General features: G+C 35.6%; 18 protein-coding genes. 6 read left to right on the top strand and 12 right to left on the bottom strand.

Annotation, left to right across the window (positions count from 1 at the left end; genetic code table 11):
• Positions 1-39 precede the first annotated feature (39 nt).
• Together glsA and V7S50_RS28070 are read left to right on the top strand one after the other, a co-directional pair.
• Positions 40-969, top strand: coding sequence for a glutaminase A (gene glsA, locus V7S50_RS28075; protein ID WP_063221674.1), 930 nt, complete (start codon positions 40-42; stop codon positions 967-969).
• A gap of 175 nt (positions 970-1,144) precedes the next feature.
• Positions 1,145-1,486, top strand: coding sequence for a DUF3969 family protein (locus V7S50_RS28070; protein ID WP_000766603.1), 342 nt, complete (start codon positions 1,145-1,147; stop codon positions 1,484-1,486).
• Between the two features lie 22 nt (positions 1,487-1,508).
• On the opposite strand, the gene V7S50_RS28065 is transcribed toward V7S50_RS28070, so the two are convergent.
• A complete protein-coding gene (locus tag V7S50_RS28065; RefSeq protein ID WP_000532409.1) occupies positions 1,509-1,667 on the bottom strand; it encodes a hypothetical protein in 159 nt (52 codons plus the stop codon).
• A 114-nt stretch (positions 1,668-1,781) separates the two neighbouring features.
• Positions 1,782-2,393: a sporulation membrane protein YtaF gene (ytaF, locus tag V7S50_RS28060; RefSeq protein ID WP_242256184.1), complete on the bottom strand. Its 612-nt coding sequence runs from the start codon at positions 2,391-2,393 to the stop codon at positions 1,782-1,784.
• A 129-nt stretch (positions 2,394-2,522) separates the two neighbouring features.
• Here ytaF and V7S50_RS28055 point away from each other — a divergent pair, with 129 nt between their 5' ends.
• Complete coding sequence (locus V7S50_RS28055; RefSeq protein WP_061685937.1) at positions 2,523-3,176, top strand: helix-turn-helix domain-containing protein; 654 nt, start codon at positions 2,523-2,525, stop codon at positions 3,174-3,176.
• Between the two features lie 99 nt (positions 3,177-3,275).
• On the opposite strand, the gene V7S50_RS28050 is transcribed toward V7S50_RS28055, so the two are convergent.
• From V7S50_RS28050 to V7S50_RS28040, 3 genes are all read right to left on the bottom strand, one after another.
• Complete coding sequence (locus V7S50_RS28050) at positions 3,276-4,550, bottom strand: acetylornithine deacetylase (protein ID WP_242256187.1); 1,275 nt, start codon at positions 4,548-4,550, stop codon at positions 3,276-3,278.
• Between the two features lie 107 nt (positions 4,551-4,657).
• The gene (locus tag V7S50_RS28045; RefSeq protein WP_242256190.1) at positions 4,658-6,079 is read right to left on the bottom strand and encodes an amino acid permease; all 1,422 of its coding nucleotides are present in this window, start codon (positions 6,077-6,079) and stop codon (positions 4,658-4,660) included.
• 105 nt (positions 6,080-6,184) lie between these two features.
• A complete protein-coding gene (locus V7S50_RS28040; RefSeq protein ID WP_242256192.1) occupies positions 6,185-6,439 on the bottom strand; it encodes a biotin/lipoyl-containing protein in 255 nt (84 codons plus the stop codon).
• A 274-nt stretch (positions 6,440-6,713) separates the two neighbouring features.
• Between V7S50_RS28040 and V7S50_RS28035 the strand changes: the two genes are divergently transcribed.
• On the top strand, positions 6,714-8,123 hold the full coding sequence (locus tag V7S50_RS28035) for a sigma-54 interaction domain-containing protein (protein ID WP_242256193.1): 1,410 nt from the start codon (positions 6,714-6,716) through the stop codon (positions 8,121-8,123).
• A 79-nt stretch (positions 8,124-8,202) separates the two neighbouring features.
• Complete coding sequence (locus V7S50_RS28030) at positions 8,203-8,400, top strand: hypothetical protein (protein ID WP_063221668.1); 198 nt, start codon at positions 8,203-8,205, stop codon at positions 8,398-8,400.
• A gap of 52 nt (positions 8,401-8,452) precedes the next feature.
• On the opposite strand, the gene truA is transcribed toward V7S50_RS28030, so the two are convergent.
• The 6 genes from truA to V7S50_RS28000 all read right to left on the bottom strand — a co-directional run bounded on the left by truA (position 8,453) and on the right by V7S50_RS28000 (position 14,378).
• Positions 8,453-9,190 (bottom strand): tRNA pseudouridine(38-40) synthase TruA, encoded by a 738-nt coding sequence (gene truA, locus V7S50_RS28025; RefSeq protein ID WP_242256195.1) that lies wholly within the window; start codon positions 9,188-9,190, stop codon positions 8,453-8,455.
• 56 nt (positions 9,191-9,246) lie between these two features.
• Entirely contained in the window at positions 9,247-10,626 is a 1,380-nt protein-coding gene (rlmD, locus tag V7S50_RS28020) for a 23S rRNA (uracil(1939)-C(5))-methyltransferase RlmD (RefSeq protein WP_046199050.1), read from the bottom strand.
• Positions 10,627-10,636: 10 nt separating this feature from the next.
• Positions 10,637-11,500 carry a DNA-3-methyladenine glycosylase family protein gene (locus V7S50_RS28015; protein ID WP_242256197.1) on the bottom strand — a complete coding sequence of 288 codons (864 nt, stop codon included), beginning with the start codon at positions 11,498-11,500 and terminating at the stop codon, positions 10,637-10,639.
• 59 nt (positions 11,501-11,559) lie between these two features.
• Positions 11,560-12,342 (bottom strand): delta-lactam-biosynthetic de-N-acetylase, encoded by a 783-nt coding sequence (pdaA, locus tag V7S50_RS28010; RefSeq protein WP_242256199.1) that lies wholly within the window; start codon positions 12,340-12,342, stop codon positions 11,560-11,562.
• Between the two features lie 126 nt (positions 12,343-12,468).
• Complete coding sequence (gene fumA, locus V7S50_RS28005; RefSeq protein WP_242256201.1) at positions 12,469-13,989, bottom strand: class I fumarate hydratase; 1,521 nt, start codon at positions 13,987-13,989, stop codon at positions 12,469-12,471.
• 206 nt (positions 13,990-14,195) lie between these two features.
• Positions 14,196-14,378, bottom strand: coding sequence for an SE1561 family protein (locus tag V7S50_RS28000; RefSeq protein WP_000513558.1), 183 nt, complete (start codon positions 14,376-14,378; stop codon positions 14,196-14,198).
• Positions 14,379-14,591: 213 nt separating this feature from the next.
• On the opposite strand from V7S50_RS28000, the gene yfkAB reads away from it, so the two are divergent.
• Positions 14,592-15,719, top strand: coding sequence for a radical SAM/CxCxxxxC motif protein YfkAB (gene yfkAB / locus V7S50_RS27995; protein ID WP_063221662.1), 1,128 nt, complete (start codon positions 14,592-14,594; stop codon positions 15,717-15,719).
• Positions 15,720-15,755: 36 nt separating this feature from the next.
• On the opposite strand, the gene V7S50_RS27990 is transcribed toward yfkAB, so the two are convergent.
• A complete protein-coding gene (locus V7S50_RS27990; protein ID WP_060629413.1) occupies positions 15,756-16,553 on the bottom strand; it encodes a YfkD famly protein in 798 nt (265 codons plus the stop codon).
• Between the last annotated feature and the right edge of the window lie 11 nt (positions 16,554-16,564).

Raw genomic sequence — 16,564 nt, 5'->3', positions numbered from 1 at the left:
AAGTAAACTTAGTTAATTCGAAATAGGAGCGTTGGTACTATGCAGTGCATTGAAACAAACAACTTACAACAGTTGTTAGAACAAGTAAAACCATATACGAAAAAAGGAAAGCTTGCTACTTATATCCCCGAACTAGGAAATGCAAATCCAGATGATTTAGGGATTGCCATTTTCCATAAAGAAACAGAATACATTCATGCTGGCAACTCACAAACACTATTTACTCTTCAAAGTATTTCAAAAGTAATTACACTTGCGCTTGCCCTTTTAGATCGTGGTGAAGAATATGTATTTTCTAAAGTTGGAATGGAACCAACTGGTGATCCATTTAATTCTATTATTAAGTTAGAAACGACAAGCCCTTCTAAACCACTTAATCCAATGATTAATGCAGGGGCACTAGCTATTACAAGCATGTTAACAGGAAAAGATAATGAAGAAAAGATGGAGCGCATCCTTCATTTTGTACGTGAAATAACAGATAATCCTACTATTAATTATTCTTCTAAAGTTGCCAATTCAGAATTAGAGACAGCTTACTTAAACCGTTCACTTTGTTACTATATGAAACAAAACGGAATTATCGATTGTGACATCGAAGAACTGATGGATTTATACACTCGTCAATGCGCAGTTGAAGTAAACTGTATCGATTTAGCACGTATCGGTTTAATTTTTGCGATGGATGGATATGACCCATACAAGAAAAAACAAATTATCCCTAAGCATATTACAAAGATTTGTAAAACATTTATGGTTACATGCGGTATGTATAACGAGTCTGGTGAATTTGCGATTCGTGTTGGTATCCCCGCAAAAAGCGGTGTAGCTGGTGGCATTTTCGGCTGCGTAAAAGGAGAAATGGGAATTGGTATTTTCGGACCAGCTTTAGATGCAAACGGAAATAGTATCGCTGGTTTTAAAATTCTTGAACTTCTTTCTGCTCAAGAAGGTTGGAGCATTTTTTAATCACGAGTTATCCTGCTATACTAGCAGGATTTTTTCATTTCATAAAAACCTCAACTTTATCAGCTATCAATCTCCTTACAAAAACCATACTGAAAGTTTCTCTATATCATGCATATTTGCTCCCCCCTCCTGAATAATATAGTACAACCTAGCGCTACATGTGGAGGTGTGAAAGATGAAACTAATATTTCAAATGGGAAAACAACCTGTTCTTGAGAAAACAATTCTTCTTTTTATATTGAGTATTGTAGAAAGCTTAAAGCTAAAAGTTGTTTCACTCGATGAAGCTCACCGATACATATTCAATTTAGAAGTACTTGAACTATTAATGGATCGGAATATCGATGATCAAGTACTTGAACTTATTCATTTCGGAATGGGACTTGAAGACATTCATCATGTGCTTCCTGAAGAACTTGAACATACGATCGAAGAATTAAAATGGCTTTGCATCCAAGTATTAAGCGAGTACAGTATGCATGAAGAATCGGAACAATTAATTGAGGATATACGCTAAAAAAGCACCTATATAGGTGCTTTTAATGTTTTTTCAAACTATTTTTATACGCCTCAATATTTACTGGTAACTCTTCCTCTTCCAAAGTATGTTCATTTACATCTTTATGAATGAACGCACCTTTAGGTGGTTGATGATCATGCCCTTTTTTCTTATGATCAAATGCTTTCCCGCGTCCCATACAAATCCCCCTTTCTTAAAAGAAATCCGTATTAGTATGGAGAAAAGTACGTCGATATATGCAATCCCTTGCTGTATTTCCAAGGAAATACTCGAACCTTGTTTTCTAGTCTCCTTACAACAACTGATCGATCCCAATAAGAATTAATAACACACCTGCAATAAACGTCGCCCATTTCCCTAAGTATTCTGCTAAAAATCGTTTCCCTACATATGCAAAGCCACTAATACAAATAAAACTAAACACCCCAGAAATAGTTGCTGTAAGCCACAGATTCAAGTTTGTTACCCCAGCATCAAACCCACCTGCAATATTATTAATAGACAACGCAATTCCTAAAACAATTGCTTCTGAAAAACTAATTGTTTTCGAACCATCAAAATCTGCTTTTTCTGGATCGCGTAAAATTCCCATAAGTACATTACCATCTTTAGAGCCTCCGGTATTTCTTTTCCCCAAAAAAGGCTGACATAAAATAAACACACCGATTATCCCTAAAATGATTGCTCCAATCAAGTTTGCAGTAAACTCTGAAATAAATAACGCAATCCAGTTCCCAAAAAAGCCAGCTAATAAAGTAAATAAAAAACCAAAAAATGCGATGATAAAATTGTTGAACCACGAAATTCGGATTTTACGAATGCCATATGCAATCCCAACACCTGCATTATCTAAATTAGAAGCAATCCCGATTAAAAAAATTGAAAATAGACCTGCCGTACTCATAAACAGCCACCCCTTTTTCTCACTTTTCAATGCATCTTATGAAAATGTTGAGCAACTGTGCCTGTCTGTTTCATATACATGTAATAAATACTCAACATTTTTTCAACAATAAAAAGGAGTGCCTTCACTATGCCTAAAGAAAATCCAAATGAGCGGCTTAGTAAATTAATAAAAAAACTTTTAAAAGAACGTGCCTTATCTATGCGCCAACTAGGAATGCTTACAAATATCGATCCCGCAACAATCTCAAGAATTATGAATGGTAAACAACCGCCAAAGCAAAAACATCTACAAAAATTCGCAGAATGTCTGCAAGTTCCACCCCAATTATTATTTGATGAAATGTATCCGGATTTCCCTCACATTAATAAAGAAAAGACGGATATGTATACATCTCTTGATACAATTCAGCAAACTCTGCAATCCTCTAACTTATTCGATTTCGACTACACAACAACTCGCGTGAAACAAGAACTTGAAAACTATGAACGTTATGCTCAAACAGCAGAAGGTGAAAAACGGATTCATGAAAGTTTTGCAAGCAAATTAGAACAAATTGATAGTGCTGGTCCTTTCATTGAACAATTAACGGATATGTATCAACAATTTTGCAATGCAACTATTCCGAAAGAAGAGCGTGCAGTTCTTGGGGGCGCATTACTGTATTTCATTTTATCGACAGATATTATTCCCGACTATCTCTTTCCAATTGGCTATTTAGATGATGCAATTGCTGTTGAATTAGCAAAAGAGAAATTAATCGAATTAAAACGAAAGACATAGAAAAATAACGAACTATTTCAGTTGTTTCTATTCAACTCTGAAATAGTTCACTAAAAAATCGTACAAGTATACATACCTGTACGATTTCAACATACTAATCTATTTTTTTGTATGACACCATTCATATATAAATGCTGTTGTTACTTTTGTAAATTCAATTAACTGTTCTACTTCAACTTTCTCATTTATTGAATGAGCTTCTTCTAATGTACCTGGTCCGTAAATAACAGCTGGAATACGAAATTCACTAAACCACCCACCATCCGTTACCGTTGCCGACATATCTAAAATTGCATTTTTAAAGAGAATTGATTCGTGTACTGAGCTAAGCGTTTTTACAGCTGCATGTTCACTATCTACTTCTAAAGAAGGGAAAATTTCGCCCCGATCTACAATCATTGATTCTCCACCCCACTTAAATTGTGGTGGATGTTCACTTAACCATGGATCAGCAGCCGCTACTTTCCCAATATACGCTTCAATTTCTTGTGCGATTTGTTCATGCGTTTCATTTGGGTAAAAATGTACGGTTATCCACAAACGGCACTCATCCGCAATAAATGCTGCATGTCTTCCGCCCTCAATAACAGCTGGATTAATTGTTGTTGTTCCATATGGATAGCCTTCATATGTTTTCATAACTGCCCAGTGACGCTCTAATTCTTGTAAACTTTGCACAATTTTCATCATTTTTTCAATCGCACTCGCTCCGAATAAACGCCCTCCAGCATGGATCATTTGCCTGCGTGTTGCATCATGAAATGTTTGGGGGCTTTTCACAGTAATCCATCCAGTAATTACACCGCCCTGCCCTTGCATATGTAAATCACTCGTATCCACTACGACTGCAAAATCAACATCATAACCTCTTTTACAGCATTGAAGTGTTCCTGCCTCTCCAACTTCTTCCCCAATTACGGATTGAAAGATTAAATCTCCAGGTAATTCAATGCCAGCTTCTTGTAAAAGCTGAATGGCAAATAGTGCTCCAGCCAATCCCCCTTTCATATCTGCCGCACCACGTCCAACTAACCAACCATCTTTTATAAATGGCTCAAATGGATTCGTTTCCCACGCCTCATCTGCTGTCACTTCAGCTACATCCATATGCCCATTAATAATAAGACTTTTATGTGTGTCACTTTCTATCCCTTTTTTCACCCCAACAACGTTTGGATCATTCGGATATACATCCCATTTATCAACACTAAAATTTCGTTTTCTTAGAAAATCTGCAACAAATTCTTGCGCCTCCTTTGTGTTTCTCGCCGGCGGTGCTGGTGTTTCAAAACGAATTAAAGTTTTTGTAAGCTCTAGTAACTCATCTTTTCGTAAATCAATCTGTTCTAATAGCTGTGAAACTTCTTGATTCATCGCTAATTCCCCTTTGCATACATAGTATGTTTCCAGCTTTATTTTCACAAAAAAAGAGACTGTTTACAATTTTACAGTCTCTTTTTTTGCATTAGTTTCTAATATATTTATAAACTTTCTACTTCTGTTGTATCTACTTTTTCAACATGTTCCATTTTGCTTCCCTTATTTTTTGTCGCACGGTAAAACAGTAAGCAAACAATCATAAATGGAATTCCACAATATAACGCCATTCTTTGTTCTGGAATAAAGGCCATACCAACAATTACTGTTACATTTAATACTAATGCAAGCAGTGGTACGAATGGATACAGCGGTGTTTTAAATTTCAAATCCTTCACATCCCCGCCCTGCTTTATGTATGACCTTCTAGCTAATAAGTTAGATAGAGCAATAGATGCCCAAACTAATATCGCTCCAAATCCTGCAATTGAAAGCAACCATAAATAAACTGTATCTTCCGCATAAATACCTGATAGTAGTGAGAGACACCCTACAAATGTACTTACAATTAATGCGTAAATAGGAACACCATTTTTAGATAACTTACCAAAAATCGGACTAATCATTCCTTGATTAGACATAGACCATAGCATACGGGAAGTTGCATATAATCCTGAATTCGCAACAGATAGAACCGCTGTAATAATAACAAAATTAATAATATCAGCTGCATAAGGAATACCAATTTTATCAAATACAACTACGAATGGACTCTCTATTACTCCTGCTTGCTGCCAAGGGAATAATCCCGCAAGAATGAAAATAGATAATACAAAGAACACAAGTATACGCCAAACTGTATTATTAATTGCCTTCGGGATTGTTTTCTCTGGATTTTCACTCTCACCTGCTGCAATACCGACTAGTTCTGTTCCTTGGAAGGAAAAATTAACAGCAATCATCGTAATTAAAATAGCTGATAATCCATTTGGGAACAATCCACCATAATCAGTAAAGCTAGAAAACATTGGTGCTGGGTCATTTCCTTTCATATCTAAAAAACCAAACATTGCTGCCCCGCCCAAAATAATAAATGCAATGATTGTAATTACTTTAATACTTGCAAACCAGAATTCAACTTCTGCAAAACTTTTTGAAGATAACGCATTGATAGCAAAGAGGAGTACCGCAAACACTACACACCAAATCCATGACGATACATCAGGAAACCATCGTTTCATTAAAATACTAACTGCAATCAGTTCAATACCTATCGTAGCAGACCAGTTTAGCCACGACATCCATCCCACTACATAACCCGCTGCAGGGGAAATGTGCTTTGTGGCATACGTTTGATAAGAACCTGCGTCAGGCATCGCAACAGCTAACTCTCCGAGACAGAGCATTGTTAAATACATAACAAATCCTCCGACAAGATATGCTACAATCGCTCCTCCAGGTCCAGCTTCATGAATTGTATACCCAGATCCTAAAAAAAGACCGGTACCAATAACTCCTCCAAGTGCAATCATAAATATGTGCCTGCTTTTCAATTCTCTTTTTAATCCTTGGTTTTGATTCATCATATAAATCCCCCCTTTTCACTTTGTAAACCCATTAAATGTAAGCGTTTTTAAAATCATTCATAATGAAAATAATTATTAAAAAGAGCAAAATACATAGCACTTATATTAATCACTACCTGTTATTAAAAGATCATCCCTCACTGTTATTAATAACTTTTGATCAGCGATAGCTTGTCCTTCTACTACTTCTAATGATTCGATATACCCACTGATTCCTACCTTAATTTCTATTTTCTGTTTATCTATTGTTTCAATTAACGCTAATTTCTCCCACTCGTATACGTAAGAACTTTCCGCAACAAATAACTTCTCTACTTTCCCGTAACAAGGACTATACACGCCTTCTATAACCGTCTTCACTTTATAAACTCCTCCTTCTTATTAATTGGTACTGAAACGTTGCATATCCCTCCTTTAAAGATTTCAACTATTATTTATGCAAAAAGCGTACCAATCTCCAATTCCTATTTAAAATGAGAGTTCTTCACAAAAAAATCTTCATAACCGCAAAATTTTTCTAACATTTAAGAAGTTTTAAAAAGAAAATAGCAAAAAAATTTTGCGATTTTATAAGAATTTTAATAAAATTATAAAAAGTCAGTCTTCATAGGGTGAAATGAGGAGAAGATAATCTATGCGTACAGAAGACATTAATTTTAAACAGATCATTGAAATGAATATGCTATATGAAACTTTACTCAATGAACTCGATATCGGGATTCATATTATTAATGAGGAAAGTAAAACGATTATCTATAACCGCAAAATGATGGAAATTGAATCAATGGAGCGCTCAGATGTGCTATATAAAAGTCCTTTAGAAGTATTCGCATTTGAAGAAAATAAAAATAGTACTCTTATAGAAGCATTAAAATTAGGAAAAACAAACAAAAATATAAAACAAACGTATTTTAACAATAAAGGGCAAGAAATTACGACGATTAACGATACTTTCCCTATAATAGAAAATGGAAAAATTAAAGGCGCTATTGAAATTTCAAAAGAGATGAATAACTTAAAGCAAACAATAAAAACGGACTCTTCTCGAAAACAAAACACTAAATTTACCTTTGATCACATAATTGGTGATTCTGAAGCCATTCAATCAACCATTACGGAAGGAAAAAGGGTAATTCGTACATCCTCCTCCATACTTCTCGTAGGAGAAACAGGAACTGGAAAAGAACTATTTGCACAAAGTATCCATAATGAAAGTCAACGTTCAACAAAACCGTTCATTTCACAAAACTGTGCCGCTATTCCTGATACGCTAATGGAAAGCTTATTATTTGGTACGAACCGAGGTGCATTTACAGGAGCTATCGATAAAGCTGGTTTATTTGAAGAAGCAAACGGAGGAACTTTGTTATTAGATGAGATCAATTCGTTAAGTCCAGCACTTCAAGCGAAGTTACTGCGAGCTATACAAGAAAAAACAATACGAAGAATCGGAGGCACACAAGAAAAAGAAATTGATGTTCGTATTATAGCAACTATTAATGAAGACCCTCTTGAAGCTATTACATACAATCGATTACGGGAAGACTTATATTACCGATTAAGCGTCGTTACTTTATGTCTCCCGCCTTTACGTGAACGAAAAGAAGATATTCCCGCTCTTGTTCAACACTTTATCGAAAAGTACAACATTCAATTTGGACTCGCCGTAACGGATGTAGATGTACATGTAAGAGAATTCTTGTATGCATATGAATGGCCTGGAAATGTACGAGAATTGGAACATATCATTGAAGGTTCAATGAATTTAGTTGAAGATGAACATATCATTACAGCATTTCATCTTCCCACCCGCTTTCGCGAACGAATAAAAACAGAATTCAATATGCAACCTCTCCTAACTAATAACGATACTGATACTGATACGCCGAAAACGTTAAAGCACACAATAGCAGAAATGGAAAAGAACTACATCAATCAAATTCTTAAAGAGTATCACGGTAATATTTCACAAGCTGCAAAGTTTTTAGGATTAAGTAGGCAAAACTTACAATATCGAATTAAAAAACTGCATTTACACATATGAAATGAATGTTTCTCCAAGTGCTAAAAATGGAAAAATATGTTACAATAAACATATAACATACTAGAAAGGAACGATATATATGAGTAATGATAACAAATTAAAGTTATTACAATACTTAGCCTTCTTCCCTACCATTGTATGTATGATGTTACTCATTGATATGAATGCCTATCCTTATGCGAAGCTATTCGCAGCAATTAGCGGCTCTTTTGCAGCTATTATGCTTGCTGCTTTTTGGAATTTGAAGATACGTATGAAGAGAGAGAAATCTTCTTAATTGTAAAGTATAAAAAAATCGAGCCTACACAGCTCGATTTTTTTACTGATTATTAAAATTCAACATTCTCCAAATACAAACCACTCGCCTCAGCAAGGCAATTAATTTGATTACGTTGTTTCGCCTCTAGAATTTGCGGAATTGCTTCTGCATCTAATTGTCCTAATCCAACTTCAATTAATGCTCCAACAATTTTTCGTACCATGTTATGAAGGAATCCGTTGCCACTTACTCTAATTTGTACAAATCCTGCCTCTTCCATCACTTCAAGTGAATATACTTCTCGAACCATAGACTTTTTCTTTGATTTCGCATTTGAAAAAGCAGTAAAGTCATGTGAACCAACTAAATGTTTCGCAGCTTCTTTCATGCTTTTCACATTTAATTTTTTATTCACATGCATGCTGTATTTACGCATAAATGGATTCGTATGCTCTTCATTCCAAATTTTATAAAGATATGTTTTTGCTTTAGAATTGTAACGAGCGTGGAATCGATCTTGTACTTCTTCTACATTCGTAATGCTAATATCATTGGGTAAATATTGATTTAAATATTTTTTCACTTTATGTTCCACTAACTTCTCATCACTTTGAAAGTTAGCAACTTGATTTAAAGCATGTACACCAGCGTCTGTTCTACTACAACCGATAATTTCAATTTCTTTTCCGACCATTTCAGATATGACACTTTCGATTTTCCCTTGAATCGTATTATCGTTATTACCAAGGCGTTGCCAGCCTTTAAAACGTGCACCATCGTACTGAATCGTTAATTTATAATTGTTCATCTTATCCTCCTTCACAGAAAATATTCCCTCATATTATGAGGGAATATGAATAAACTTTACTTTCTAACAAGCTTCACTACATTTTCTACATGAGCTGTATGCGGGAACATATCAACTGGTTGCACATACTCCACTTCATAACTCTTCATTAATGCTTGTACATCACGTGCTAATGAAGAAGGATTACAAGATACGTAAACAACTTGTTTCGGCTTCACTTTTAAAATTGTTTCCAATAATTTATCATCGCAACCTGTACGAGGTGGATCGACAACAATTACATCTGGACGCCATCCTTCTTTTACCCATTTCGGTAACCATTGTTCAGCTTTACCGGCTTCATATTTCGTATTTGTAAACCCGTGACGCTTCGCATTTTTTCTTGCGTCTGCAATCGCTTCTGGAATGACATCCATACCGCGAACTTCCGCTGCATCATTTGCAAGCCAAAGACCGATTGTACCAACACCACAATACGCATCTACAATTTTCTCATTGCCTGTTAAAGCAGCTGCTTTTTTCGCTTCATTGTATAAAACAACCGTTTGTTCTGGATTCAACTGGAAGAATGCACGTGCTGATAATTCAAATGATAAATCACCCAGTGTTTCTTGAATTACTTCTTTTCCAGCTAATTTAAATGTTTTATCACCGAAAATAACAGATGTTTTACGCCAATTCACGTTTTGCATAATTGATTTAACAGCTGGCATCTGTTTTTGTACTTCTGCGATAAACTGCTCTTTATTTGGTAATTCTTCTTTTGTTGTAATAAGTGTAACTTGTACTTCCCCTGTTTGAACTGCAGTACGTGTCACAATTGTGCGTACTAAACCTTTTTGTTTTTTCTCATTGTAAATAGAAACATTTAATTTTTCTAAAATACGTCTTACAACTTTTGTCGCTTCATTCGTTGCTTTATGTTGAATCATACAATGAGCAATATCAATTAACTGATGTGAGTTTTGCTTATACAGCCCTGTAATAACCTTTTCGTCTTTACGTCCTACTTGTAATTGACTCTTATTACGATAATGCCATGGATTTTCCATGCCAAGTGTTGGACGAATCTTCTCTTCCAAACTGTTGTTCATATACTTCTCAAACGCTTGTACAACGATATCACGTTTTTGATTTAATTGTTCTTTATAATCTAAATGTTGTAGCTGACAGCCACCACATTCTTCATATACTGGACATGGTGCTTTCACACGATGTGGTGAAGCTTTACGAACTTTTTTCACTTTCGCTTCAGCGAAGCCACGCTGAATTTTCGTTGTTTCAGCAACAACTTCTTCTCCTGGTAATGCCCCTGGAATGAAAACAACTTGTCTCTTAAAATAACCAACGCCTTCTCCATTAATCCCAAGACGTTTAATTGTCACAGGAAATGTTTGACCAACTTCCAACTTACTCTCATGTTGTTTTTGTATCATTATTACACCTCTACTCTATACTTTTCCATAAATATAACGCTGCATAACTGCAGTATGGTTCACACTCTTGTTTCACGTTTTCTAAAAACGCATCACCCGGTTTATCATCTAATTGAAATACACCTTGTACTGCACGCTGAATCCCGATGTCTGCTTTCGGAAACATATTTTTCCGTCCAAGCCCAAACATTAAAAAGTTTTGCACTGTCCATGCACCAATCCCCCTAATTGGTAACAATTGTGCTGCAATCCCTTCTTCTGTTTCGTTTTCTATTCTAGTTAAATCTAACTTACCACCTATAATATACTTTGCTAATCCTACCATATATTCAGCTTTTCGCTGACTAAATTTCTGCTCTCTCAATTCTTCAATTGAAATATTTGCTACTATTTCTGGAGTAGGGAAAAAGAATACACCGTTCTTCTCTGTTCCATATCGTTTTACAAATTGCTCTGTCAGCACAGTAGCAAATTTCAAATTTATTTGTTGATGAATAATACAGCGAAGTAAACATGCAAAATAATCGAATTCTAAAATAATTGGAGTATAAGCATATGTTTCAAATAGTGGACGTAATGATGTGTTTAAAAAATGATTTTGTATATCTTGAAACGGTTCATTCCAATGAAAAATGGCCCTCATTCGTTTCATGACTTTCTCCGGATTTCCTGTCTGACTAGAAATCCAAAACTGTGGATTTTGAACAGTACCAATCCCTTGTAAGCGAACAACAACCTGTTCCTTGTCTATAGAAAGCGGGACATAAATAACTTTCTCATCTAATTGAATGACGTTAAGAGGATCAAAAGATAAACGTTTTAATACTTCTTCAAAATGATACGGATACTCTAACGTAACATGTTCGCTCCACATACGTTTCCCCATCCTTTTTACACATCATTATAGCATGAGAAAACCGCAAGCATACATGCTTACGGTTGATTGCTTTTTACTAACTCATCTAGACTTTTAAAATGATACCCTTTCTCGCGCAAATCATCAATGATTTTCGCAAGTGCTTCTGCATTATCTTTTGATATTGCATGAAGTAATAAAATAGATCCTGGATGAATCATCGTCATAACATTATTATGCGCATATTGCCATCCTCTTTGCTCATCCACTTTCCAATCCAAAAATGCAAGTGACCAAAATACATTATAGTAGCCCATTTCTTTCGTAAGGGCTAACGTTCTTTCACTAAATACACCGCGCGGAGGACGCACATATTTCACTTCTTTTTGCCCGGTCACTTTTTTAATTTCTTCCGTTACACTCGTTAATTCTTCACGAAGTTTTTCATCATTTACTGCTGTAAAATCAGGATGACTCCACGAATGGTTTCCAATAATATGTCCTTCATCCTTCATTCTTAACAATAAATCTTTTTGTGTTTTAATATAATGCCCTGTTACAAAGAAGGTTGCTGGTACTTTTTTCTCTTTTAATACGTCTAAAATCTGGCCTGTATATCCATTTTCATACCCATTATCAAATGTTAAATAAATATCTTTTTTCTTCGTATCCCCTAAATAAAATCCGCCATTTTTTTGTAGCAATTCTGTATACAGTTTCCCTGCATCTGGTACTGTTTCATTTTTAGGACGCGGAATTCCCCAGTTATGTGGAGTATTTGTATAAGCCAATGTTGAAACTGGAACAAGTGCCATCATAATTGAAAAAATGAGACCGATATATAACCATTTATGTTTCATAAATAGTCTCCTTTCCATATATAATCGTACTTGTAGTTTCTGTTGCCGTGCATTCTTTCATGCTGAACATGTTTTTCTATATATACCAAAAAAATGCATCTCGAATCATTCGAGATGCATTTTTGTTTACTTAAATACTGGCTCTTTAAAGCTCGCTAATTTTTCAAGTGATGTTTTATCAACATCTGCATGTAAGCTATTACCATGAGAATCCATCGTTACAACTGCTTTAAATCCTTCAATACGTAAATGCCACATTGCCTCTGGAATACCAAATTGTAAGAAATCAACATCTTTCACTTCTTTAATACATTCAGCATAATATTGCGCTGCACCACCGATTGCGTTTAAATATACACCGCCGTGTTCTTCTAAAGCCGCTAATGTTTTCGCACCCATACCGCCTTTTCCAATGACAGCGCGAATACCAAATTTCTTCATAATATCACCTTGGTATGGTTCTTCACGAATACTTGTCGTTGGACCTGCCGCTTTAATTTGCCAATTGTCATTTTCATCTTTCACGACAACTGGACCACAGTGATAAATAACTTGTCCATTTAAATCTACTGGACAATCGTTATCCATTAAATGCTTATGGATTGCGTCACGACCTGTATACATCATGCCATTAATTGTTACAACATCACCAACGCGAAGTTCACGAATTTGCTCTTCTGTAATTGGTGCTTGTAATACAATCTCACGTTGTTCTGTTTTTTCTTGCGCTTCTTGCTGAAGTGTATCTTCACCTTCTTGATATAGCCAATCCATAATTTCACCTGTTTCAGGATGGATTGTTACTCCAAGACGGCGATATGCCCAGCAATTATACGCAACAGATACGTAGAAACTAGCTGGCAGACGATTATAGACACCAATTTTACAACCAAGTAAAGTTGTTTCTCCGCCAAATCCCATCGTACCAATGCCAAGCTTATTTGCATTTTCTAATACGTACTCTTCAAGTTTTTGTAACTCTGGGATTGGATTGACATCATCTAATGTACGGAATAATTGATTTTTTGCTAATTCGTAACCTGATGTGCGGTCTCCCCCGATACCAACACCAATTACACCTGCACTACACCCTTGACCTTGCGCTTGATATACTGCATGAAGAAGGCATTTACGAATCCCTTCTAAATCACGGCCAGCTCGTCCAAGTCCTTCTAATTCACATGGTAAGCTATACTGAATATTTTTATTCTCACAGCCACCACCCTTTAGGATTAAACGTGCATCAATATAATCTTTTTCCCATTGTTCAAACTTAATAACCGGTGTACCTGGTCCTAAATTATTTCCACTATTGTCTCCGAAAAGAGAATCAACAGAATTGGGACGAAGTTTACCATCTTTTGTCGCCCGCTCAAGCGCATTATAGATAGCTTCCTTCAACTTTAATTGATTCACACCAACTGGTGTATAAATTTTAAACGTTGGCATCCCTGTATCTTGGCAAATTGGCGATATGTTATCATCAGCCATTTTAATATTATTTGTAATTGTGCCAAGTGCCATCGCAGAACGAGTCCCTGCATTTTCTCGCTCTTTCGCTTGTTGAATCGCACGACGAACATCTTTCGGTAAGTTCGTTGACGTTTCAACAATTAGTTGATACATGCTTTCTTGAAGCTTTTCCATTGTTACTTCCCCCTCAATTGTGAACGCTACCAAAACGTTATGAGATGAAAATCTCATTGTTATACTCTTCAGCTTTTTATTTGTTTCACGCTATTAAAGCATAAATGAAATTTTTCACAACTTGATTATACCTCTTTTTCTATCGTCCTTCTATTATCCGCACAGAAAAAGGCTACCAAATTGAAGTTGGCAGCCTTTTTAATATATTATTCGTCTTTTTTAAATTGCTCACATTTTAATTCTAATTCATCTAGCATTGCAAGAAGACGATCTACATCTTCTAACTCTACTTCTTCAGGTTCAATTGTATCAATTACTTCAATGAACATATTTAAACGTTCTTTTAAATATACTAATTGTGTATCTTTATCTTGAATTGCTTTTCCCATGAAGGCACTCTCCTTTTAATTCGAGTTGCTTTTATTATACCGCAAAAATGATTGCTATGGGTATGTAATTTCATGAATTTTGTCACAGTAATTCATTCGAATGTAAGCCCTCTCTCTTTTTCCACAAAAAAGTTTCACTTTATAAAAAGCACATATTCTTCTATTATAGAGAATGGACAAATTGTTATTTCAATAGTCAAAGGAGTATTTCATATGACGATATCACAAAAAATGAAGCCGATTACTCCTTCTTACGATCCATGGGAAGCGTATATGGACCTTGAAGAGTACGGCAAACTACTATTAACAAATGTTGAGTTTACAACGACGACGTTATGCAATATGCGCTGTGAGCATTGCGCTGTTGGTTACACGTTACAGCCGAAAGACCCGAATCCGCTTCCGATGGATCTTTTATTAAAACGATTAGATGAGATTCCTCATTTACGTTCTTTAAGTATTACTGGCGGAGAACCTATGCTTTCAAAAAAATCCGTCGACAACTATGTAACACCACTCTTAAAATATGCCCATGAACGAGGCGTTCGCACTCAAATCAACTCAAACTTAACTATAGATTTAGCACGTTACGAACAAATTATTCCTTATTTAGACGTATTGCATATATCTCATAACTGGGGAACAATTGATGACTTCGTTGAAGGTGGATTTGCAATGATGGAGCGTAAACCTACGTATGAACAACGTGCAAAGTTATTTGAACGAATGATTACAAATAGTAAAGCTCTATCAGATGCAGGTGTACTCGTATCAGCCGAAACGATGCTGAATAAACGAACTCTACCACACATTGAACATATTCATCGTCAAATCGTTGACGAAATGGGCTGTAAACGTCATGAAGTACATCCGATGTATCCGAGTGATTTTGCAAGCAATCTAGAAATTTTAACAAAAGCTGAAATTCGTGATGCAATTGAGCATTTACTAGAAATTCGCGATGAAAATGTTTGGATGTTATTTGGAACTTTACCTTTCTATGCTTGCAGTGATGACGAGCGAGACATCGTCACATTTAAGAAATTACAAGAGAGCAAAAATGTAACTGTTCGTAACGATCCGGATGGTCGTTCACGCTTAAATGTAAACATTTTTGATGGTAATATTATCGTAACTGATTTCGGTGACGTTCCCCTTCTAGGAAACATACAAACAAACACATTACAAGAAGCTTATGATAAATGGAGTGCTTCAAAAACAGCAAAATCATTAAGCTGTCACTGTCCTGCAGTAAAATGCCTTGGACCGAATGTTCTTGTAAAAAACAGCTACTATCCGACAGAAGATTTCTTATCAAAAACAGCAAACATTACATTATAAAAAAACGTCAGCTTATAAGCTGACGTTTTTTTTATATTATTGCGAGTGAGAAGAAGAAATGAATTTAAAGAATAAATGATCATGAATTGGAATTGCCGCTCCAATTCCTTGAGAGGTAATATTTTTCACAACAAGTCTTTTTTGATTTCCCTTTAATACAAGGTATACTTCTCCAAATGTCACTTTTCCTTTTTCATTTACCGCTGGTGTATAAGCGTATAAATATCCGAGTTGACTCGGACTAATATTATATACTCGCTCATGCCCAGTACCATAACCAATGGTCGTTTTAAATGAAAGTGGTAATTGTACTTTTTCAAGTGCTTTGAGAAGCATCATTTTCTTCACATCTGTAGCATCTTTCATATCCGCTGTTAAATCGCCTTCAACTGTCTTCTGCGTTTCTTGTTTATAGCGTAGCGGATATAGGCGATCTCCTCCGCGATTATCGTATACGTTACGATTTACTTGTTTATATTCCCAATTAATCGATGTATCAACCGATTCATAATTCAAAGCCCATTGACCTAAATAAATCTTCGCTCGGTACCCTACCGCAAGCGGCGCATTCGAAATGGTCGTTTCGTTAAACATTCGAATTAAGTCCGGATTTTCAATTTTAATATTTGCTGTTTTCAATAGTTCTTGAGCAAACTTACTCGGCTGTAAACGCGGCAAATCTTGCGCATCATTTGGAAACGTATTGTCTTTAGAAATATTTAAAACAGATGAAGGCATTTTTGTTTCTACCGTTGTCTTTGCAAAACTCATGTTAGGAAATAATAGAATAAACGAGACCATAGTTGAAAGACATATGCTGTATACTCGTTTCACCTGTCTGGCTC

Origin of the sequence: Bacillus sp. CCNWLW194 (genome assembly GCF_037120585.1) — a bacterium.
GTDB lineage: Bacteria > Bacillota > Bacilli > Bacillales > Bacillaceae_G > Bacillus_A > Bacillus_A basilensis.
The sequence above is the reverse complement of the archived record's forward strand: the minus strand, read 5'-3'. Positions and strand labels throughout refer to the sequence as shown.

Excerpts from the sequence above, each read along its gene's own strand:
- V7S50_RS28065 (WP_000532409.1), bottom strand. The coding sequence starts at position 1,667 with ATGGGACGCGGGAAAGCATTTGATCATAAGAAAAAAGGGCATGATCAT.
- V7S50_RS28030 (WP_063221668.1), top strand. The coding sequence starts at position 8,203 with ATGAGTAATGATAACAAATTAAAGTTATTACAATACTTAGCCTTCTTC.
- rlmD (WP_046199050.1), bottom strand. The coding sequence starts at position 10,626 with ATGATACAAAAACAACATGAGAGTAAGTTGGAAGTTGGTCAAACATTT.
- ytaF (WP_242256184.1), bottom strand. The coding sequence starts at position 2,393 with ATGAGTACGGCAGGTCTATTTTCAATTTTTTTAATCGGGATTGCTTCT.
- V7S50_RS28015 (WP_242256197.1), bottom strand. The coding sequence starts at position 11,500 with ATGTGGAGCGAACATGTTACGTTAGAGTATCCGTATCATTTTGAAGAA.
- glsA (WP_063221674.1), top strand. The coding sequence starts at position 40 with ATGCAGTGCATTGAAACAAACAACTTACAACAGTTGTTAGAACAAGTA.
- pdaA (WP_242256199.1), bottom strand. The coding sequence starts at position 12,342 with ATGAAACATAAATGGTTATATATCGGTCTCATTTTTTCAATTATGATG.
- V7S50_RS28000 (WP_000513558.1), bottom strand. The coding sequence starts at position 14,378 with ATGGGAAAAGCAATTCAAGATAAAGATACACAATTAGTATATTTAAAA.
- V7S50_RS28045 (WP_242256190.1), bottom strand. The coding sequence starts at position 6,079 with ATGATGAATCAAAACCAAGGATTAAAAAGAGAATTGAAAAGCAGGCAC.
- truA (WP_242256195.1), bottom strand. The coding sequence starts at position 9,190 with ATGAACAATTATAAATTAACGATTCAGTACGATGGTGCACGTTTTAAA.
- fumA (WP_242256201.1), bottom strand. The coding sequence starts at position 13,989 with ATGGAAAAGCTTCAAGAAAGCATGTATCAACTAATTGTTGAAACGTCA.
- V7S50_RS28070 (WP_000766603.1), top strand. The coding sequence starts at position 1,145 with ATGAAACTAATATTTCAAATGGGAAAACAACCTGTTCTTGAGAAAACA.
- V7S50_RS28035 (WP_242256193.1), top strand. The coding sequence starts at position 6,714 with ATGCGTACAGAAGACATTAATTTTAAACAGATCATTGAAATGAATATG.
- yfkAB (WP_063221662.1), top strand. The coding sequence starts at position 14,592 with ATGACGATATCACAAAAAATGAAGCCGATTACTCCTTCTTACGATCCA.
- V7S50_RS28055 (WP_061685937.1), top strand. The coding sequence starts at position 2,523 with ATGCCTAAAGAAAATCCAAATGAGCGGCTTAGTAAATTAATAAAAAAA.
- V7S50_RS28050 (WP_242256187.1), bottom strand. The coding sequence starts at position 4,550 with ATGAATCAAGAAGTTTCACAGCTATTAGAACAGATTGATTTACGAAAA.